18 protein-coding genes are annotated in these 14,946 nt (G+C 55.0%); 10 read left to right on the top strand and 8 right to left on the bottom strand.

The genetic code is table 11. The features are described 5' to 3' along the window. Positions 1-239: 239 nt before the first annotated feature. The 3 genes from STH12_RS09205 to STH12_RS09195 form a co-directional block, all read right to left on the bottom strand. A complete protein-coding gene (locus tag STH12_RS09205) occupies positions 240-1,085 on the bottom strand; it encodes a D-hexose-6-phosphate mutarotase (RefSeq protein ID WP_126167268.1) in 846 nt (281 codons plus the stop codon). A 225-nt stretch (positions 1,086-1,310) separates the two neighbouring features. Beyond that, positions 1,311-1,910 carry a VOC family protein gene (locus STH12_RS09200; RefSeq protein WP_126167267.1) on the bottom strand — a complete coding sequence of 200 codons (600 nt, stop codon included), beginning with the start codon at positions 1,908-1,910 and terminating at the stop codon, positions 1,311-1,313. A gap of 12 nt (positions 1,911-1,922) precedes the next feature. Next, the gene (locus tag STH12_RS09195; protein WP_126167266.1) at positions 1,923-2,420 is read right to left on the bottom strand and encodes a L,D-transpeptidase family protein; all 498 of its coding nucleotides are present in this window, start codon (positions 2,418-2,420) and stop codon (positions 1,923-1,925) included. Positions 2,421-2,596: 176 nt separating this feature from the next. Between STH12_RS09195 and STH12_RS09190 the strand changes: the two genes are divergently transcribed. Both STH12_RS09190 and STH12_RS09185 read left to right on the top strand, forming a co-directional pair. Further along, on the top strand, positions 2,597-3,433 hold the full coding sequence (locus tag STH12_RS09190) for an ion transporter (RefSeq protein WP_126167265.1): 837 nt from the start codon (positions 2,597-2,599) through the stop codon (positions 3,431-3,433). 9 nt (positions 3,434-3,442) lie between these two features. Continuing rightward, positions 3,443-4,954: an MATE family efflux transporter gene (locus STH12_RS09185; protein ID WP_126167264.1), complete on the top strand. Its 1,512-nt coding sequence runs from the start codon at positions 3,443-3,445 to the stop codon at positions 4,952-4,954. Positions 4,955-5,187: 233 nt separating this feature from the next. Here STH12_RS09185 and STH12_RS09180 read toward each other — a convergent pair whose 3' ends face one another. Together STH12_RS09180 and STH12_RS09175 are read right to left on the bottom strand one after the other, a co-directional pair. Next, on the bottom strand, positions 5,188-5,412 hold the full coding sequence (locus STH12_RS09180; protein WP_126167263.1) for a DUF2986 domain-containing protein: 225 nt from the start codon (positions 5,410-5,412) through the stop codon (positions 5,188-5,190). 57 nt (positions 5,413-5,469) lie between these two features. Next, positions 5,470-5,910 carry a hypothetical protein gene (locus STH12_RS09175; protein ID WP_126167262.1) on the bottom strand — a complete coding sequence of 147 codons (441 nt, stop codon included), beginning with the start codon at positions 5,908-5,910 and terminating at the stop codon, positions 5,470-5,472. Positions 5,911-5,988: 78 nt separating this feature from the next. Here STH12_RS09175 and STH12_RS09170 point away from each other — a divergent pair, with 78 nt between their 5' ends. The 7 genes from STH12_RS09170 to STH12_RS09140 all read left to right on the top strand — a co-directional run bounded on the left by STH12_RS09170 (position 5,989) and on the right by STH12_RS09140 (position 10,307). After that, complete coding sequence (locus STH12_RS09170; protein WP_126167261.1) at positions 5,989-6,678, top strand: energy-coupling factor ABC transporter permease; 690 nt, start codon at positions 5,989-5,991, stop codon at positions 6,676-6,678. Positions 6,679-6,941: 263 nt separating this feature from the next. After that, complete coding sequence (locus STH12_RS09165) at positions 6,942-7,958, top strand: 2Fe-2S iron-sulfur cluster-binding protein (RefSeq protein ID WP_164551175.1); 1,017 nt, start codon at positions 6,942-6,944, stop codon at positions 7,956-7,958. A 118-nt stretch (positions 7,959-8,076) separates the two neighbouring features. Then, positions 8,077-8,505, top strand: a complete 429-nt coding sequence (locus STH12_RS09160; protein ID WP_126167259.1) for a GNAT family N-acetyltransferase — start codon at positions 8,077-8,079, stop codon at positions 8,503-8,505. 70 nt (positions 8,506-8,575) lie between these two features. Further along, positions 8,576-9,280, top strand: a complete 705-nt coding sequence (locus tag STH12_RS09155) for a DUF445 domain-containing protein (protein ID WP_126167258.1) — start codon at positions 8,576-8,578, stop codon at positions 9,278-9,280. Between the two features lie 120 nt (positions 9,281-9,400). Further along, positions 9,401-9,748 (top strand): VOC family protein, encoded by a 348-nt coding sequence (locus tag STH12_RS09150; protein ID WP_126167257.1) that lies wholly within the window; start codon positions 9,401-9,403, stop codon positions 9,746-9,748. Between the two features lie 8 nt (positions 9,749-9,756). Beyond that, the gene (locus STH12_RS09145; RefSeq protein WP_126167256.1) at positions 9,757-10,098 is read left to right on the top strand and encodes a 5-carboxymethyl-2-hydroxymuconate Delta-isomerase; all 342 of its coding nucleotides are present in this window, start codon (positions 9,757-9,759) and stop codon (positions 10,096-10,098) included. 8 nt (positions 10,099-10,106) lie between these two features. Beyond that, complete coding sequence (locus STH12_RS09140) at positions 10,107-10,307, top strand: DUF1289 domain-containing protein (protein WP_126167255.1); 201 nt, start codon at positions 10,107-10,109, stop codon at positions 10,305-10,307. An 82-nt stretch (positions 10,308-10,389) separates the two neighbouring features. Here the strand turns inward: STH12_RS09140 and asnB are convergent, their stop codons facing one another. Then, positions 10,390-12,054, bottom strand: a complete 1,665-nt coding sequence (gene asnB / locus STH12_RS09135; protein ID WP_126167254.1) for an asparagine synthase B — start codon at positions 12,052-12,054, stop codon at positions 10,390-10,392. Between the two features lie 32 nt (positions 12,055-12,086). On the opposite strand from asnB, the gene STH12_RS21435 reads away from it, so the two are divergent. Then, the gene (locus tag STH12_RS21435) at positions 12,087-12,257 is read left to right on the top strand and encodes a hypothetical protein (protein ID WP_164551174.1); all 171 of its coding nucleotides are present in this window, start codon (positions 12,087-12,089) and stop codon (positions 12,255-12,257) included. A gap of 142 nt (positions 12,258-12,399) precedes the next feature. On the opposite strand, the gene STH12_RS09130 is transcribed toward STH12_RS21435, so the two are convergent. Then, positions 12,400-14,028 (bottom strand): M28 family metallopeptidase, encoded by a 1,629-nt coding sequence (locus STH12_RS09130; RefSeq protein WP_126167253.1) that lies wholly within the window; start codon positions 14,026-14,028, stop codon positions 12,400-12,402. A gap of 147 nt (positions 14,029-14,175) precedes the next feature. Continuing rightward, complete coding sequence (locus tag STH12_RS09125; RefSeq protein WP_126167252.1) at positions 14,176-14,922, bottom strand: HAD-IIA family hydrolase; 747 nt, start codon at positions 14,920-14,922, stop codon at positions 14,176-14,178. Positions 14,923-14,946 lie beyond the last annotated feature (24 nt).

Genomic DNA, 14,946 nt, shown 5'->3' with positions numbered 1-14,946 from the left:
GAAATCAAACGCGGCTTGCGACATGGGGGATTGCGGGCGGCAACATCCTGCCGTGCAGCTTGGCGGGATACAGCCTGGACACACAGCGCGAAAAGCCAGTGAAAAACCAGCGCAAAACTTGAGAAAAGCCGGTGAAAACCTGCGAAAGAAGAAGTAACGAGCAAGCTGATGTCAGCCTGGTAATAAAAAACGCGCCCGAAGGCGCGTTTATTGTTTTAGATCAGGCTAGGTCGCAAAGGTTATTTCCAACGAATTATCGTCGACAGCTCGTGGGTCTGCCCTGGCTCCAGCACGAGCTTGTCTTCCAGTACATTGGCCGCTTCCAGGCAAACCATGCTGAGGTAGTCTTCATCGTTAAAACGGGTCAGCCACTTGGACTTGTCAATCCAGGGATTCCACAGCACCGCTGACTGGCTGTTCTCCCGCGCCACTTCAATCACGCCTTCCGGGGTATGCAGGGTTTGCATTGGGCCAAGGTCGGTGTAGACCCGGTCGGTTTCCCGGGTAAAGGTCACTTCATCGCCATCTTGCGGGTAGGGGCCTTCGCCAAACTCGATGTACTTGGCACCGCTGAAGCCTTTGGCGACCAGGGAATGAATATCCTGAATAGGGAAATAGCTGTGCAGCGCCTGGGTCAGGGTCACGGTTTCCTGGCCCACATTGCGGTTTACCAGGGTGACTTTGAGCACCTCGGTCAGGTGGAAGCGGACTTCCACTTCGGTGTCGTGTGGCCAGAAGCGCTTGTCCTGTTCGCTTACGTTCAGGGTGAAGCTGAGTTCGACCGCTTCGTTGGCCATGCGGGTGTTTCTCAGGCTCCACACACGGGTGCGGGCAAAACCGTGCTGGGGAAAGTCGGGGTTGCTGTGCATACCAAACCAGGGCCAGCAAACCGGAATGCCGCCACGAATGCCGCTGCCGGGTTGATAGTCGTCCGCCTCTGATACCCAGAGCAGCGGCGCCTTATCGGCGGGCTGGAAAAAGTCTATCTGGGCGCCCTGTAAGAAAATTCGCGCCTTGCAAAAACGGGTATCGACATCGACATAATCGAGTCCATTGGGGTGTTTTTTGGTGGTAACCGACGCCATGGATGACATCCTCCATCAAGATGTTACGGGCCAGACCCGCTGAATACTCAGGCTACTTTACCCAAGAATTGGCGCCGGTATAAGCCGTAAAAAGTGCAATTACGGGTTTTGTCTGTTCGCTTGCTGAAACACTGAGCTGAAATGCCAAACATTCCCCCGTGGCTAGCCGGGGAAGGAGTGAAATAAGCAGATTTGCAGAGTCAGCCTGAACGTTGGGGCTCAGGTTCAGGTTCGGGCTTGCTCGCTGGCGACGATAGCTTCGATGCTGTGGGGGTGCACTTTTACCGTCAGCCCCTGATAGCCAAAGGCGATGGTAGGGTTGGCCAGCCGTTCGGCTTCGCCCTTGGGGGAGCTCATTTTGACTTTCACATCGGTGTTGCCATCGAGCACCGCAGCAAGTGAAGGGACTCTGGCAATCAGCTGCGCCGCCAGTTCCTCGCAGCTCTGAGCTTCACTGCCTTTTCCTGGGGCTTCGCCTTGGTCTGCACCGGGCAGGACCAGTTCGATATGCTCCCAGCCTTCCTGTGGATAGCGTTTGTCCGACGGGAAGGGCAGCTCGATGCAGGGCACTGACATGCTGCCAAGTATGAGCGGTTGATGCAGGCGGATGATCAAAATCGGTCTGCCATTGATGATGTTGTCGCTGATAATATCGCCAAGCTTGGCAAAATCGGCTTTCAATTGCTCGGCGCCCTCGACACTGTTGACCCGCAGTGATGCATGGTCACATTCAAGCTTGAGCCCATCCAGCCCGAGCTTTTTCATCAGTTTCAGAATATTGGCTTCAAACTCGGCCCAGTTGGCGTACAGCTCACTTGCGTGCATCAAGGTTACCTCTTATGGCCAGATTTCGATGGGCGTGCCTGGGTCAATCAACTGCCACAGCTCATCCATTTCTTTGTTGGTCACGGCAATGCAGCCATTGGTCCAGTTGTACTTTTGGGCTTCTTCGGCGCTCAGAGGGGACTTGGGGTCCTGGCCGTGGATCATAATGGCGCCGCCGGGGCTTATCCCCAGCGCGCTGGCACGCAGCAGATCTTCTTCGTTGGGATAGGAGATATGGATAGAGCGGTAGTAGGCGCTGTCGGCCTTCTTGAAGTCGAGAATATAACGGCCCTGAGGAGTGCGCTGATCGCCTTCTTTAAGCTTGTGGCCTTTGGGGTTGTCTCCCATGGCGATGCGGTAGCTTTTAATCAGCTCACCACGGTAAAACACCTGCATCTGGGCGTCGGACTTGTTGACCACCACCAAATCCACCTTTTGACCAGGCTTGATGGCGGCCGCGCTGGCGCCAAAGGTGGCCAGCAAACACACAAAACAAAACAAACGGAACATGATTACCCCAAAGAATACGACTAAGCGCCTCGTGCAGCCCCCGATTCTACCCAAGCAGGCCTGCGCTGAAAAGTCGGCAGAAAACCTGATTGAGAATTGTTTTTGAGCCAGACCCCAGTGCGTGGCACACTGTTAGCGTTTTGCTGCGATATCAGGGATTTCAGGGACAGTACACCATGACTCAAGCGCCTGCTGCGCCAGAGAGCGAGCTACAGAAAAAACTCAGGATCATTATTTTTGGCACAGATACCCCTGCCGGACGCTGGTTCGATCTGGGGTTGATCCTGTGCATCATCGCCAGTGTTACTTTGGTGCTGCTGGACACGGTATCCAGCATTAACGAGCGCTGGGGCGATGTTATCCACGCCCTCGAGTGGGTATTTACGGTGATTTTTACCCTGGAATACCTGCTCAGAATTTATTGCTCTGCCCATCGTTGGCAGTACGCCCGCAGTTTTTACGGCATTGTGGATCTGTTGTCGGTGTTGCCAAGTTATCTGGCGCTGTTCTTCCCCGGGGCCAATTTTACCCTCATCATCCGGGTACTGAGGCTGTTTCGGATCTTCAGGGTGCTCAAACTGCTGCGTTATTTGAGCGAAGGGAATCTGCTGCTCAAGGCCATGATGCAGTCAGGCCGTAAGGTATTTCTGTTTTTCTTCTCGGTGAGCCTTATCATCATGGTGCTCAGCGCCATCATGTACATGGTGGAAGGCCCGGAGAATGGCTTTTCATCCATTCCCAAATCCATCTACTGGACCATAGTGACCATCACCACGGTAGGCTATGGTGACATCACCCCCAAAACCGAATTAGGTCAGGCGATTGCCGCACTGACCATGTTGATTGGTTACTCGATTATTGCCATCCCCACCGGGATACTTACCGCCGAGATTTCCCAGGAAATGGGCCGCAATCGCGATTTGCGCCGTTGCAGCAACTGCCTGAAAACCGGACACGATCAGGATGCTGAATATTGCAGCCGCTGTGGCAGCGAACTGCAGCGGGAGGTTTAAGCCACTACCATGACCGATGCCAAATTTGTAGAAGGCCCTATTCTTCGCCACATTCTGGTGATGAGCTCCACCGCCGCCGTGGGTATTTCCGCACTGTTTGTGGTGGACCTGATTGATATCTTCTTTTTGAGTCTGCTTGGGGAAGCAGAGCTTGCCGCCGCCGTGGGCTACGCGGGTACCATCTCGTTTTTCACCACCTCGATTGGTATTGGCCTCTCGATTGCGCTGGGGGCACAGGTGTCCCGTGCCATCGGTGCCAAGGAGCCTGAAAACGCCAAGCGGCTGATGATGAGTTCGCTGCTGGTTACCCTTGCTGTGTCTACCCTGGTGGCCATTATTGTCACCTTAAATATCCCATCGCTGGTGGCACTGGTTGGCGCCAGCGGCCGCACCGCAGAGCTGGCCGCGAGTTATCTCTATATTCTGGTGCCCTCGCTGCCGTTTATCTGTCTTGCGATGGCGCTGGGTGCTGCACTCAGGGCAGTTGGCGATGCCAAGCTGTCCATGGTGTCGACCCTGGTGGGCGGCGGCGTCAATCTGGTGCTCGACCCGATTTTTATCTTTCTGTTTGCCATGGGTATTGAAGGGGCGGCAGCGGCATCTGTGCTGGCAAGACTGTCGGTGCTGTTGGTGGCCGGGCGCGGCGTCTTTATCAAGCATCAGCTCGGTACCAGGCCCACAATGGCGGGCGTCATCGGTGATTTATCGCCTATCTTCGCCATCGCCGGGCCTGCGATGTTGACCAATATTGCCACCCCCATAGGCAACGGCTTTATGACCCGGGCGATTGCGGGTTTTGGTGATGGTTATGTGGCCGGCTGGGCTGTGCTTGGCCGCTTAACACCGGTGGCCTTCGGGATGATATTTGCGCTTTCCGGCGCCATTGGCCCCATTGTGGGGCAAAACTTTGGCGCCCGGCGTTTCGATAGGCTGCGGGAGTGTCTTACTCAGTCGCTGCTGTTTTGCGGTGCCTATGTATTGGGGATGTCGCTGATTTTGTTTATCGCCCAGGACTTTATTGTTCATGTGTTTGATATGAAAGGGGATGCAGCCGAGTTTATCGGTTTCTTCCTAACCTATATCGCGGTGTTTTTTGTGTTCTCGGGCGCGCTCTTTGTTGCCAATGCTTCGTTTAACAATCTCGGTAAAGCCAAATATTCCACCGTGTTCAACGTGGGCAAGGCTACCTTGGGTACCTTGCCGTTTATCTGGCTTGGGGCGCAGTATGGCGGCGTATACGGGGTACTGATTGGCCAGGTGATAGGCTCGGTGCTCTTTGGTATTGCAGGGGTGTATACCGCCTATCGGTTGGTGGGGGCAATTGAGGGCGATAAGTCCGCCGCCAGGGCTGATGTGGATGATGAAGTGATGCCCGCCAGCAGCAGTCCGCTGTCGTCTTCGTTTGCGCAGATGGCAACCCACACCGAGGAGAAAGACTGCCTGGGCGCTCAGGAGGCCACCGAGTTTTTGGTCACCCCCGACAGCGACGCTGTGTCAGGGAAAGGACCATCATCGCGCTAGCGGGCGCACCTTGATGAATCTGGCAGAACCGGCAAATAAAAAACAGGCTCCATATGAGCCTGTTTTTTTTATGTCCGATGCATTTTGGCAAGGTTTATGCGAAACCGTTTCTGCGGGATAACTCGTGCCAAAAAGCGTGTGCCAAAACTCATTTCAATAAGCGTGAGTTAAGTGTTTTGGGCAAAAAAAGGCTTTGCACCTGCGCCCAAATAGCGTTTCACCGCCGCCGTGGTTCAGCCGGGCTGACCTTTGAGCTCTGCGACATTGGAAGTATCGCCTTCGGCCTGAGCATCAACAACTTGAGCCTCTACAGCCTGTGCTTCTGCTTCCATTTTGGCGCGCTCGGCCTTGGAAATGTATCTGTCTTTGGCTGCACCGGCGTTGGGTTTTTCTTTCTTGTTTTCCCGGGCCTTGGTGCGCTTGGCCATTTTTTTGATGAGTGCCTGTCGTCTGTTCATTATGAGCTCCAAAATCGAGCGGCGAATACTACCGAAATAGCGCGTGTTTTTCCAGTGTCAGCCTTTGCTGCCAAAGCGCTGTCTGTCCTCATCGGATGCGCTTTCGTTGCACTCGCCGCGGATCTCGGCTCTGTCTGCCTGGATAAGCCGACTGATTTCGGTGCTGCCTTCCCGGCAGTAGCCCGACATTGCCAGGGTGCGGGCAAGGCCGATTTCAATCTGTTCGGTCCAGGCGGTTAAGTCCACCGATGGGCGACTGCGGCTGCTGCGTGCCAGGTTTCTCGATGGCAGTGGTGGTAAGGCGTCTGCGGCGCTGGGAGCACTGGCGCTTACGCTGTAGGTGAACAGCTTCAGGCCGTTGTCTTTGATGCTGGTGCTCAGGCGATCGCGAATTTTTCCGGCATAGCTGATGTCCGGCTCATCTGTGTCCGGGGCGCTGCTGGAGCAGGCGCCGAGGCTTAAGGTGACGATGGCGAGCAGCAGACTTCTTGATAACACTGTTTTCTTTCCCCGGAAATGATTGATAATCAGATGTATCAAGAGTACCCATATCCAATCGGGAATCAATTCATTTTCATGCTCGAGTTCTGGCAGGGCCTGCTGGCCAACATACAGTGGCAGCTGAGCGGCGCCGATGCGCTGGGGCTGCTGTTGCTTACGCTTTGGCTGTGGCTGATTTATCCATCCCGGGATTTGGCTGAGCTTGCCGCCAATCGGCAATTGCAGGGCAGGGCGCTGCTGGCGCTCAGCGCCATGATGGGCATTTGGCTGTTCAATGCCAGTATCCATGGGCTGTTGCAACTGCATTTTCTTGGACTGGTTACCCTGATGCTGATGTTCTCATGGCGACTGGCCACGATACTGGCGCTGCTGCCGAGCGCTTTTTATTGCGTGTTTGTCTTAAAAGCCCCCGGCCACTTTGGTGCTTACGCGCTGATGGGCGTGTGTCTGCCACTGTTTGTGGCCTTTGTTATTCATAACCGCAGCTTTTACCTGCTGCCGAAAAATCTGTTTGTGCTGATTTTTGTCAGTGGCTTTGCCAATGCTGGCCTCAGTCAGCTGAGTCACGAGAGCTTTTGGTCGCTTTGGCTCGGTATTTCCGGCGCTTACAGTTGGCAGGTGCTGTGGCATGACTATCTGTCGCTGTCGATTCTGATGATGTTCCCCGAAGCTTTGCTCAATGGCATGGCGGTGACCCTGCTGGTGGTGTATCGCCCCGAGTGGTTGGCCGACTATTCTGACCGCCATTACCTGTGGCGTGGCTAGGCACAGTGCAAGTTCAGTCGAAAACTCAGACAAAAACTCAGACAAAAGCTCAGACGAAAGCGCAGATAGAAGGTTCAGAAAAAGTCAGGGTTACAGGCTGAGTTCAGGAACCGGGAGCCTAATCTGAAGGTCGAACAGGTGATCGGTGCCCGTAAAATCGCCGCCGACAAGGATAACACCTAAGGTTCACTTGACTTTGACAACCAATGTCAGCATCTTGGGGCGTTCGAATTCCTTCCCCGGCAGGGAGAGCCACACAAGCTATGACGCTGTTTTTTCTGGATAACCAGCGCTTTCATGCCGAGCCCGGCGAAACCATTCTTTCCAGCCTTAAACGGGCGGGTCATCCCCATAATTATTCCTGCACCAAAGGCCTGTGCCGCTGCTGCCTATTGAAGCTGGATGAAGGTCTGGCTCCAGCCAGGGCGCAAAAGGGGCTTGAGCCAGATCTCAAAGCCGAGGGGCTGCTGTTTGCCTGCCAGTGCGTGCCCAAAGAAGGCATGAAGTTATCAGTGCCCAATGAGGCGGTGTTAATGCCAGCCAGGCTGCTGGATAAGCAATCCATTGGCGCCGATGTGCTCAGGCTGGTGTTAAGGCCACAGGATGCGACCGGGTTTCATGCGGGCCTGTGTGTTGGGCTCAGGGCGCCTGGCGAAGATGGCCAAAGTGCTGGTATGGGCCGAACCTATGGCATTGCGCCTGGGCTGGGTGAGGGCACAATCGCGTTTCATATCCGGCGTAAGCGCAATGGCCAGTTCAGCCAGTGGCTGTGCCAGCAAGCCAACGTGGGCGACACCCTGATGCTGACCCGCCCCTGGGGACGCTGCGATTATCGCAGTGAGTATCTTAATGACGAGCTTATTGTGGTGGCCTTTGGTACAGGAATCGGCCCGGCGCTTGGCATGGTGCAGGCGGCCTTGCTCGCTGGCCATGAAAAGCCGATCCATCTGTACCATTGGGGTAAGTATCTCGACGATTTGTATCTGCACCGGCCGCTGCTAAAACTGATGCTCGAGCATCGCAATCTGTTTTATCAGGGGCTGATTGCCGCCCAGAGTGACAAAGAGCGTATCGACAACAACCGCGTGCGGCTGATTGGTGTACCCGAAGTGCTCAAAGAGCGCCATGAACTGGGCCGCGATAAGCGTCTGTTTCTGTTTGGCGAGCCGGATATGGTAGCCAAGGTCACCGAATATGCGTTTTTGAGTGCACTGGATATGGAGCGTATTCACAGCCAGTCGTTCGAGTATCGCGACCTTCGCAAACGGCCCCGTAAATAGGCGGATTTATTGCACCAAAGGCGGATAAAGGTTGCAGTGTCTTTTTTAATTTCATTATGTTAAGTTTCCTTGAAGTCGTTCCGGACGTCTGGAGCATAGGTAAATTCAAGGAAGAAGCATGCAAATACGTTTAGCCTCCGAAAACGATCTCGACAATCTGGTTCCGCTGTTCAACGCCTATCGCCAGAGCCTGGGCAAAGAGTCCGATCCCATTGGGGTGAGGGAGTTTATTGCCAGCCGCCTTTGCGAAAATGACTCGGTGATCTTTGTGGCACTGGACGAGCACAATGCTGTCGGGTTCATTCAGTTATACCCCTCATTTTCATCGCTGCATTTGAAGCCTATTTGGTACTTTGATGACAGCTATGTGACCCCAGCCTATCGTGACCGCGGTGTGGCCCAAATGCTGGCCGACAAGGCCATGGAGCTTGCCGGCGAAACCGACGTGCTGATTGTTCGTCGCACCCTGGTGGATGATTCCACCTCAGTGGCACTCGACACCGACACTGGCGATCGCAACATCTATCAGCTGCTCGCTTCCCGCTAAGGGCGTTGGACTTGGTTGGACAACTTGCTAAAATGCCGCCGATTTTTGCATAGTCCAACCGGGGGATCCGATGAACAAAGGTTTGGTAACCAATGGTGTGGCCGCAGCGGTCACGGCGGCAGGCTTGGCCACGGGCCAGCCCCTTGTCACCTCTGTCGGCCTGTTCTCGCTGTCGGGCGCGATTACCAATGAACTTGCCATTCATATGCTGTTTGAAAAGGTGCCGGGCCTGTATGGTTCCGGGGTTATTCCTGCCAAGTTTGAAGCCTTTAAAACAGCCATTCACAATCTGATGATGAGTCAGTTTTTTACTGACGAAAACATCGACCGTTTCTTAAGTGGTCAGGCAGGCAGCAAGATGCTGGATCTGACCCCCGTCATCGACAAAATTGATTTAAGCCCCGCTTTCGATGCGTTAGTGGCCACAGTGGCGCAATCATCCTTTGGCGGCATGTTGTCCATGTTTGGCGGCGTGGAAGCGCTCGAACCCATGAAGGCACCCTTCGAAGAAAAGATGAAGGCCTCGTTGGCTGAAATCGCGAGCTCCGACAGCTTCCATGAGCTTTTGGTCAATGAGTTGGAAAGCCCGCAAATGCTCAGTGATTTCAAAGGGCAGATAGCTCAAATCGTGCAAAGCCGACTGGATGAACTGACCCCCGAGCTGGTGAAAACCCTGGTGCAGGAGATGATCCGCGAGCATTTGGGTTGGCTGGTGGTCTGGGGCGGCGTATTTGGCGGTCTCATCGGTCTTGTTGCCGGATTGCTGCAGGGATAAACTGGCGTTGAATGGGGCGCATGAAGCGCCCCGACACCTGACTTGCACGTCGTGAGCCGCCGTAAGTGTGAACTTTGGGCCGCGCAGGACGCTCAGCATGACTGTGAAAGGGAGCGCAGTATGAACCGGGTCGATTGCATCAACTATCTTGAGATCCCCTGCCGGGACCTTAACGCCACCAAAGCCTTCTTTGCCGCCGCCTTCGGTTGGCAGTTTATGGATTACGGCCCTGAATACAGCTGCTTTCTCGATGTCGGAATCGATGGTGGCTTCTATCAGGCCCCTGCCAGTTTCAGCGCCCAGGCGGCGCCCCTTATCGTGCTTTACAGCGACAACCTTGCCCTGAAGCAAGAGCACATCATGCACCATGGCGGTCGCATTGTGCGCTCGGTGTTCAGCTTCCCCGGCGGTCGCCGTTTTCATTTTGTCTGTCCCAGCGGCAACGAGTATGCCGTCTGGTCAGAATAGGAGAGCAAGTGCCACATTGTGTGATTGATTTTTCGCCTAATTTAATGGGCGACGAGCTGGCTCAAAAGCTCACTGAAGCCTGCCATGGCGCCATGCTGCAAAGCGGTCTGTTTGACCCTGTGTCGGTGAAAACCCGCGCCCACAGGGCCGATGCGGCGCTCACCGGTCAGGGCGATGACAGCTTTATCCATGTGGATATTGCCATTATGCCCGGCCGCAGCAGCGAGCAGAAACTGGCACTGATGCAAGCGGTCGCTGATGCCATTGCCGCGGCGGATGTGGTGGCATCGAGCCTGACCATGGAAGTGCGCGAGCTTGTACAGGCGCACTACATGAAGAAGCTCGCCTGAGACTGGCAATGGACAAGGTCCCGTCGCCCTGTGTACGCAACTGTTGCCTTAACGATGACGACATCTGTATCGGCTGTGGCCGCAGTTATCAGGAAATCCTCGATTGGCACCTGGCAGACAGCGCCGCGCGGGAGCTTATTCTCAAGCAGGCTTTTACCCGTTTAGAGGCAATGGAACGTTGCTGGCGCGGCAGAATACAGGACGAGTAGCGTTTGAGCGCAGTTATGCTTCAAAGCGCTGGCAAAGATAACAAAAAGCCCCGCAATCGCGGGGCTTTTACATTGCTGATTATCAGTAACTTTGAGCGTGCACTTCACGCACTGCGCGGCCGGAGGGGTCGATAATGCCTTGCAGGCTTTCATCCCAGGCAAGCGCCTCTGGGGTAGAGCAGGCGACACTCTTGCCACCGGGGACGGTCAGCGCAGCAGACTCCAGCGGGAACAGCTCTTCAAAGAAGCAGCGATAGAAGTAAGCTTCCTTGGTTTCCGGCGTGTTGTGCGGGAAGCGGAAGCGGGCGTTGGCGAGCTGCAAATCATCCACCTGAGCGGCAGCCTGCTCCTTGAGACCATCAATCCAGCTGTAGCCTACGCCATCACTGAATTGCTCCTTCTGACGCCAGGCAATCTCAGCTGGCAGCTTATGCTCAAAGGCTTCACGCAGAATGTGCTTCTCGATTTTGCCCTTGCCGGACATCTTGGCGGCAGGGTTTAAGCGCATTGCTACGTCCATGAATTCTTTGTCGAGGAAGGGCACCCGCGCTTCCAGACCCCAGGCCGCCATGGCCTTGTTGGCACGCAGGCAGTCGAACAGGTGCAGCTTGTCGAGTTTACGCACCAGCTCCTCGTGGAAGGCCTGTGGGTTTGGCGCCTTGTGGAAATACAGGTAGCCACCAAAAAGCTCGTCGGCACCTTCACCTGATAGCACCATCTTAATGCCCATCGCCTTGATTTTACGTGCCATCAGATACATAGGGGTGGCGGCGCGAATGGTGGTCACATCGTAGGTTTCAAGGTGAAAAATCACGTCCTTGATGGCATCCAATCCTTCCTGGAAGGTGAAATGGATTTCGTGGTGAATGGTGCCAATGGCGTCCGCCACCTTGCGGGAGGCTGCCAGATCCGGCGAGCCTTTAAGACCCACGGCAAAGGAGTGCAGCTGTGGCCACCAGGCTTCGCTTTCATCGTCATCTTCGATGCGACGTTTGGCAAAGGTTTGGGTGATGGCGGAAACGATAGAGGAATCAAGACCGCCCGAGAGCAGCACCCCATAAGGCACGTCTGACATCAGCTGGCGCTTGACCGCAGCTTCCAGTGCGGCGCGCAGCTCATCCACGCTGGCCTCGTTCTCGGCCACGGCATCATAGGATTTCCAGTCACGCTGATAGTAGTGTACGGGCGCGGCGTCGCTGCTTGACTGGTAGTGACCGGGAGCGAAGGTTTCCACGGTTTTACACACGGGCACCAGCGCCTTCATTTCAGAAGCCACGTAGAAGTTGCCCTGGGCGTCGCGGCCAGTGTAAAGCGGAATGATGCCGATATGGTCGCGACCAATCAGGTAGGTACCCTTGGCCTTGTCGTAGAGCACAAAGGCGAAGATGCCGTTGAGTTTGTCGAGGAAGTCGCTGCCATATTCCTGATACAGCGACAGGATCACCTCGCAGTCACTGTTGGTCTGATAGCTGTACTTGTCGCCAAGCTCGGCTTTGAGTTCTTTGTGGTTGTAGATTTCGCCGTTTACCGCCAGCACCAGGCTGCCGTCTTCGCTCAGCAGTGGCTGGGCACCGTGTTCAATGTCGACAATGGCAAGGCGCTCGTGGGCCAATACTGCGTGGTCATCGGCATAGATACCTGACCAGTCGGGGCCGCGGTGACGCAGCAGCTTGGACATTTCCAATGCCACCTGGCGCATGGCTTTGGCATCGGACTGGATATCGAGAATGGCAAAAATCGAACACATAACAAACTCCGCACTTTACTTCCTGAGCATCAATGTTTAGCCACTTTGCCAGCGAAATCTTCAATACGCAAACACAAAAACTGATGAATCGACATTTAAATTGGTTTTTTGGTGGTGTGATCGCGAGATTTGCGCCTCAAAAAATGATGAAACGCCAAAATTACGCACAAGATTTTGATGATGCTGGATTTTTGGGGGGGTGAAGCCGACTGGGATTGGCAGATCGGCAACCGCTTGGCAGCACTGCAACTTTTTGCTGTTTTGAGTTGTTTGCACACAAAACAAACAGGGCATCCGAAGATGCCCTGTTTAGTTAACCTTGTTGCTGACAAAAGCCTACTGAACTCAGTTCGCCGGTCTTAACGGATAAAACTCGCTGCGCTGGTAATAGCCGGGGCGGTGTTCGTTGTTGGCAAGTTCACGGGCCACTTCATAAAACACCGCCATATCCTCCAGCGCGCCGGATAAATCCCACTCGGCGCGGTATTCATCACAGACATTGTGGTAGCAGCCTTTCATCTTGGCCTGCATTTCCTGCTTGTAGGCGGCGGTGGCCTCATCAACCGGGATGCTGCCGCCACCGGCAAATACCGCAGGTACGCCAAGCTTGGCAAAGCTGAAATGGTCAGAGCGGAAAAAGCCGCCGGAGGCCGGGTTCTTCTCCGGCACGGCTTCGCGGCCCTGAGCTTTGGCGGCGGAGGTGAGGTAGTCTTCCAGCTGCGATTGGCCCTTACCGACTATGGTGAAGTCTTTGGTGCGGCCATACACATTGGTGGAGTCAAGGTTCAGCACTGCAATGCTGTTATCGATGGGGAACAGCGGGTGGGCGGCATAATAGCGTGAGCCCAGCAGTCCCTGTTCTTCGCCGGTGGTGGCGATAAAGGTCAATGAGCGACGGTTTTTAAAGCCCATGGCATCGAGCGCCGCGAACTGACGCGCAATTTCGAGAATGCCCGCTACGCCCGAGGCATTATCCAGGGCGCCGTTATAGATTTTGTCGCCCTCGCGGCTGTCATCTTTGCCGATATGGTCCCAGTGGGCGGTAAAGAGGATATGCTCGTCGGCCTTGTCGGTGCCGGGCAGGGTGGCGACCAGATTGTGGCTGTCAGAGAAACTGGCACTGTTGGCAAAGGCGATATCGGCGCTTTTGCCAAGGGGCTGATTGAGTGAGTGCTGGGCTGCTGCTTTGCTGAGGATATCGAGGGAGAGATTGGCTTCGGCAAACAGCGCCTTGGCGGTTTCCAGCTGCATCCAACCTTCTACCTGAACCCGGGGAGCAGCATCCGGGCTGGAAACCAGATCCTGCTGCGGGCCAGTCCAGCTGTTTTCCACCACAGACCAGGGGTAAGACGCAGGCGCCGTGTCGTGGATGATGATGGCGCCAAGGGCTCCCTGGCGGCCAGCTTCGGCAAATTTGTAGTCCCAGCGACCGTAGTAGGTCATGGCTTTGCCTTTGAACTTGCCACTTTCAGGCAGCGCAAAACCCGGGTCGTTCACCAGAATAACAGCAATCTTGCCGTTCATATCGAGCCCGGCGTAGTCGTCCCAGCCATATTCGGGGGCCTTGATGCCGTAGCCGACAAACACCAGAGGTGCATCCTTGATATCGATGCCCTGATTGTTATGGCGGCTGCCAAGCACTATGTCTTTGCTATAGGCGGGGTGCAAACTGCCGAGGCGAATGCTTTGCTGCTCTGATGCGGTGTAGGTCACCATGGGCACGCTTTGTAAAAAGCTGCCGTTGTTGGCGCCCTTGAGTCCGGCGGCCTTAAAGGCAGTGGTCAGATAATCGAGGGTGAGGGTTTCGCCCTGGGTGGTGGGGGCTCTGCCTTCAAAGGCGTCGGATGACAGCACTTTGATATCATTACGGAAACGGGCCTCATTGAAGTCCGGCTCTGGCACTTTTTGGCTGACCATACCGCCCTGGGAGCAGGAGGTAAGCAGCAAAAGCCCCAGCGGGAGCAAAGGTTTCATAGGGTACCTTGTTATTTTTGTGTTGTTTTTGTTTGAATTTGATTGCGGCGCCCATAATGACAAAGGCCGCTTACCTGTGACAAGGCAAACGGCCAAAATTTAGTGTCAATTTGTGACTGTGGCAGCGCTGCTGCCAGCTTCAAACCGTTACACCACGTCGATATCGCCGGCGCAGTTAAACACGTGATTGGGGCGAAACGGCTCTTTTTCGATATCTTCGAGACGACTGACGCCCGAGAGCACCAGGATGGTTTCAAGCCCCGCCTGGAAGCCCGCCAGAATATCGGTGCGCATGTTGTCGCCGATGATCACCGTATTGTCGGAATGGCCGTTAATATGGTTCAACGCCGAGCGTATTATCCAGCTGCTGGGCTTGCCCACGTAGAAGGGTTTGCGGCCGGTAATACGCTCGATAGGGGCACACAGAGCGCCGCAGGCCGGTGAATACGCGGGGCCGTGGGTGTCCGGATTGGTGGCAATAAAGCGGGCACCGGCGGCCACGAAGCGGGCAGCTTTATGGATCATGTCCCAGTTGTAGGAGCGGGTTTCACCCACAATCACAAAGTCGGGGTTAATGTCGGTGATGGTAAAGCCCGCCTTGTACAGCTCGTGGGTGAGGGCGCCTTCGCCAATCACAAAGGCCTTGCTGCCCTGCTGATGCTTTAAAAAATCCGCCGTAGCCATGGCGGCAGTATAGAAACACTCTTCCGGCACATTAATCCCTGCCGCTTCGAGGCGGTTTTGCAGATCTTTGCCGGTCTGCACCGGGTAGTTGGTGAGGATCACCAGCGGATTGCCTTGCTCGAGAATGCGATGAATAAACTTGTCGCTGCCAGGTACCAGCTTGTTGTCGTGAAGCAAAACTCCGTCGATATCACAGATGATGTTTTTCATTGAAAAATCCTTAAGACTCCCGTC

Source organism: Shewanella khirikhana, from assembly GCF_003957745.1.
GTDB lineage: Bacteria > Pseudomonadota > Gammaproteobacteria > Enterobacterales > Shewanellaceae > Shewanella > Shewanella khirikhana.
This window is presented reverse-complemented; position numbering and strand designations above follow the sequence as displayed.

What these genes read in the sequence shown, in the direction of transcription:
- STH12_RS09125 (WP_126167252.1), bottom strand. Translation starts at nt 14,922, where the DNA reads ATGAAAAACATCATCTGTGATATCGACGGAGTTTTGCTTCACGACAAC.
- STH12_RS09140 (WP_126167255.1), top strand. Translation starts at nt 10,107, where the DNA reads ATGGACAAGGTCCCGTCGCCCTGTGTACGCAACTGTTGCCTTAACGAT.
- STH12_RS09195 (WP_126167266.1), bottom strand. Translation starts at nt 2,420, where the DNA reads ATGTTCCGTTTGTTTTGTTTTGTGTGTTTGCTGGCCACCTTTGGCGCC.
- STH12_RS09155 (WP_126167258.1), top strand. Translation starts at nt 8,576, where the DNA reads ATGAACAAAGGTTTGGTAACCAATGGTGTGGCCGCAGCGGTCACGGCG.
- STH12_RS09165 (WP_164551175.1), top strand. Translation starts at nt 6,942, where the DNA reads ATGACGCTGTTTTTTCTGGATAACCAGCGCTTTCATGCCGAGCCCGGC.
- STH12_RS09190 (WP_126167265.1), top strand. Translation starts at nt 2,597, where the DNA reads ATGACTCAAGCGCCTGCTGCGCCAGAGAGCGAGCTACAGAAAAAACTC.
- asnB (WP_126167254.1), bottom strand. Translation starts at nt 12,054, where the DNA reads ATGTGTTCGATTTTTGCCATTCTCGATATCCAGTCCGATGCCAAAGCC.
- STH12_RS09200 (WP_126167267.1), bottom strand. Translation starts at nt 1,910, where the DNA reads ATGCACGCAAGTGAGCTGTACGCCAACTGGGCCGAGTTTGAAGCCAAT.
- STH12_RS21435 (WP_164551174.1), top strand. Translation starts at nt 12,087, where the DNA reads ATGTTTAGCCACTTTGCCAGCGAAATCTTCAATACGCAAACACAAAAA.
- STH12_RS09130 (WP_126167253.1), bottom strand. Translation starts at nt 14,028, where the DNA reads ATGAAACCTTTGCTCCCGCTGGGGCTTTTGCTGCTTACCTCCTGCTCC.
- STH12_RS09185 (WP_126167264.1), top strand. Translation starts at nt 3,443, where the DNA reads ATGACCGATGCCAAATTTGTAGAAGGCCCTATTCTTCGCCACATTCTG.
- STH12_RS09150 (WP_126167257.1), top strand. Translation starts at nt 9,401, where the DNA reads ATGAACCGGGTCGATTGCATCAACTATCTTGAGATCCCCTGCCGGGAC.
- STH12_RS09180 (WP_126167263.1), bottom strand. Translation starts at nt 5,412, where the DNA reads ATGAACAGACGACAGGCACTCATCAAAAAAATGGCCAAGCGCACCAAG.
- STH12_RS09170 (WP_126167261.1), top strand. Translation starts at nt 5,989, where the DNA reads ATGCTCGAGTTCTGGCAGGGCCTGCTGGCCAACATACAGTGGCAGCTG.
- STH12_RS09205 (WP_126167268.1), bottom strand. Translation starts at nt 1,085, where the DNA reads ATGGCGTCGGTTACCACCAAAAAACACCCCAATGGACTCGATTATGTC.
- STH12_RS09160 (WP_126167259.1), top strand. Translation starts at nt 8,077, where the DNA reads ATGCAAATACGTTTAGCCTCCGAAAACGATCTCGACAATCTGGTTCCG.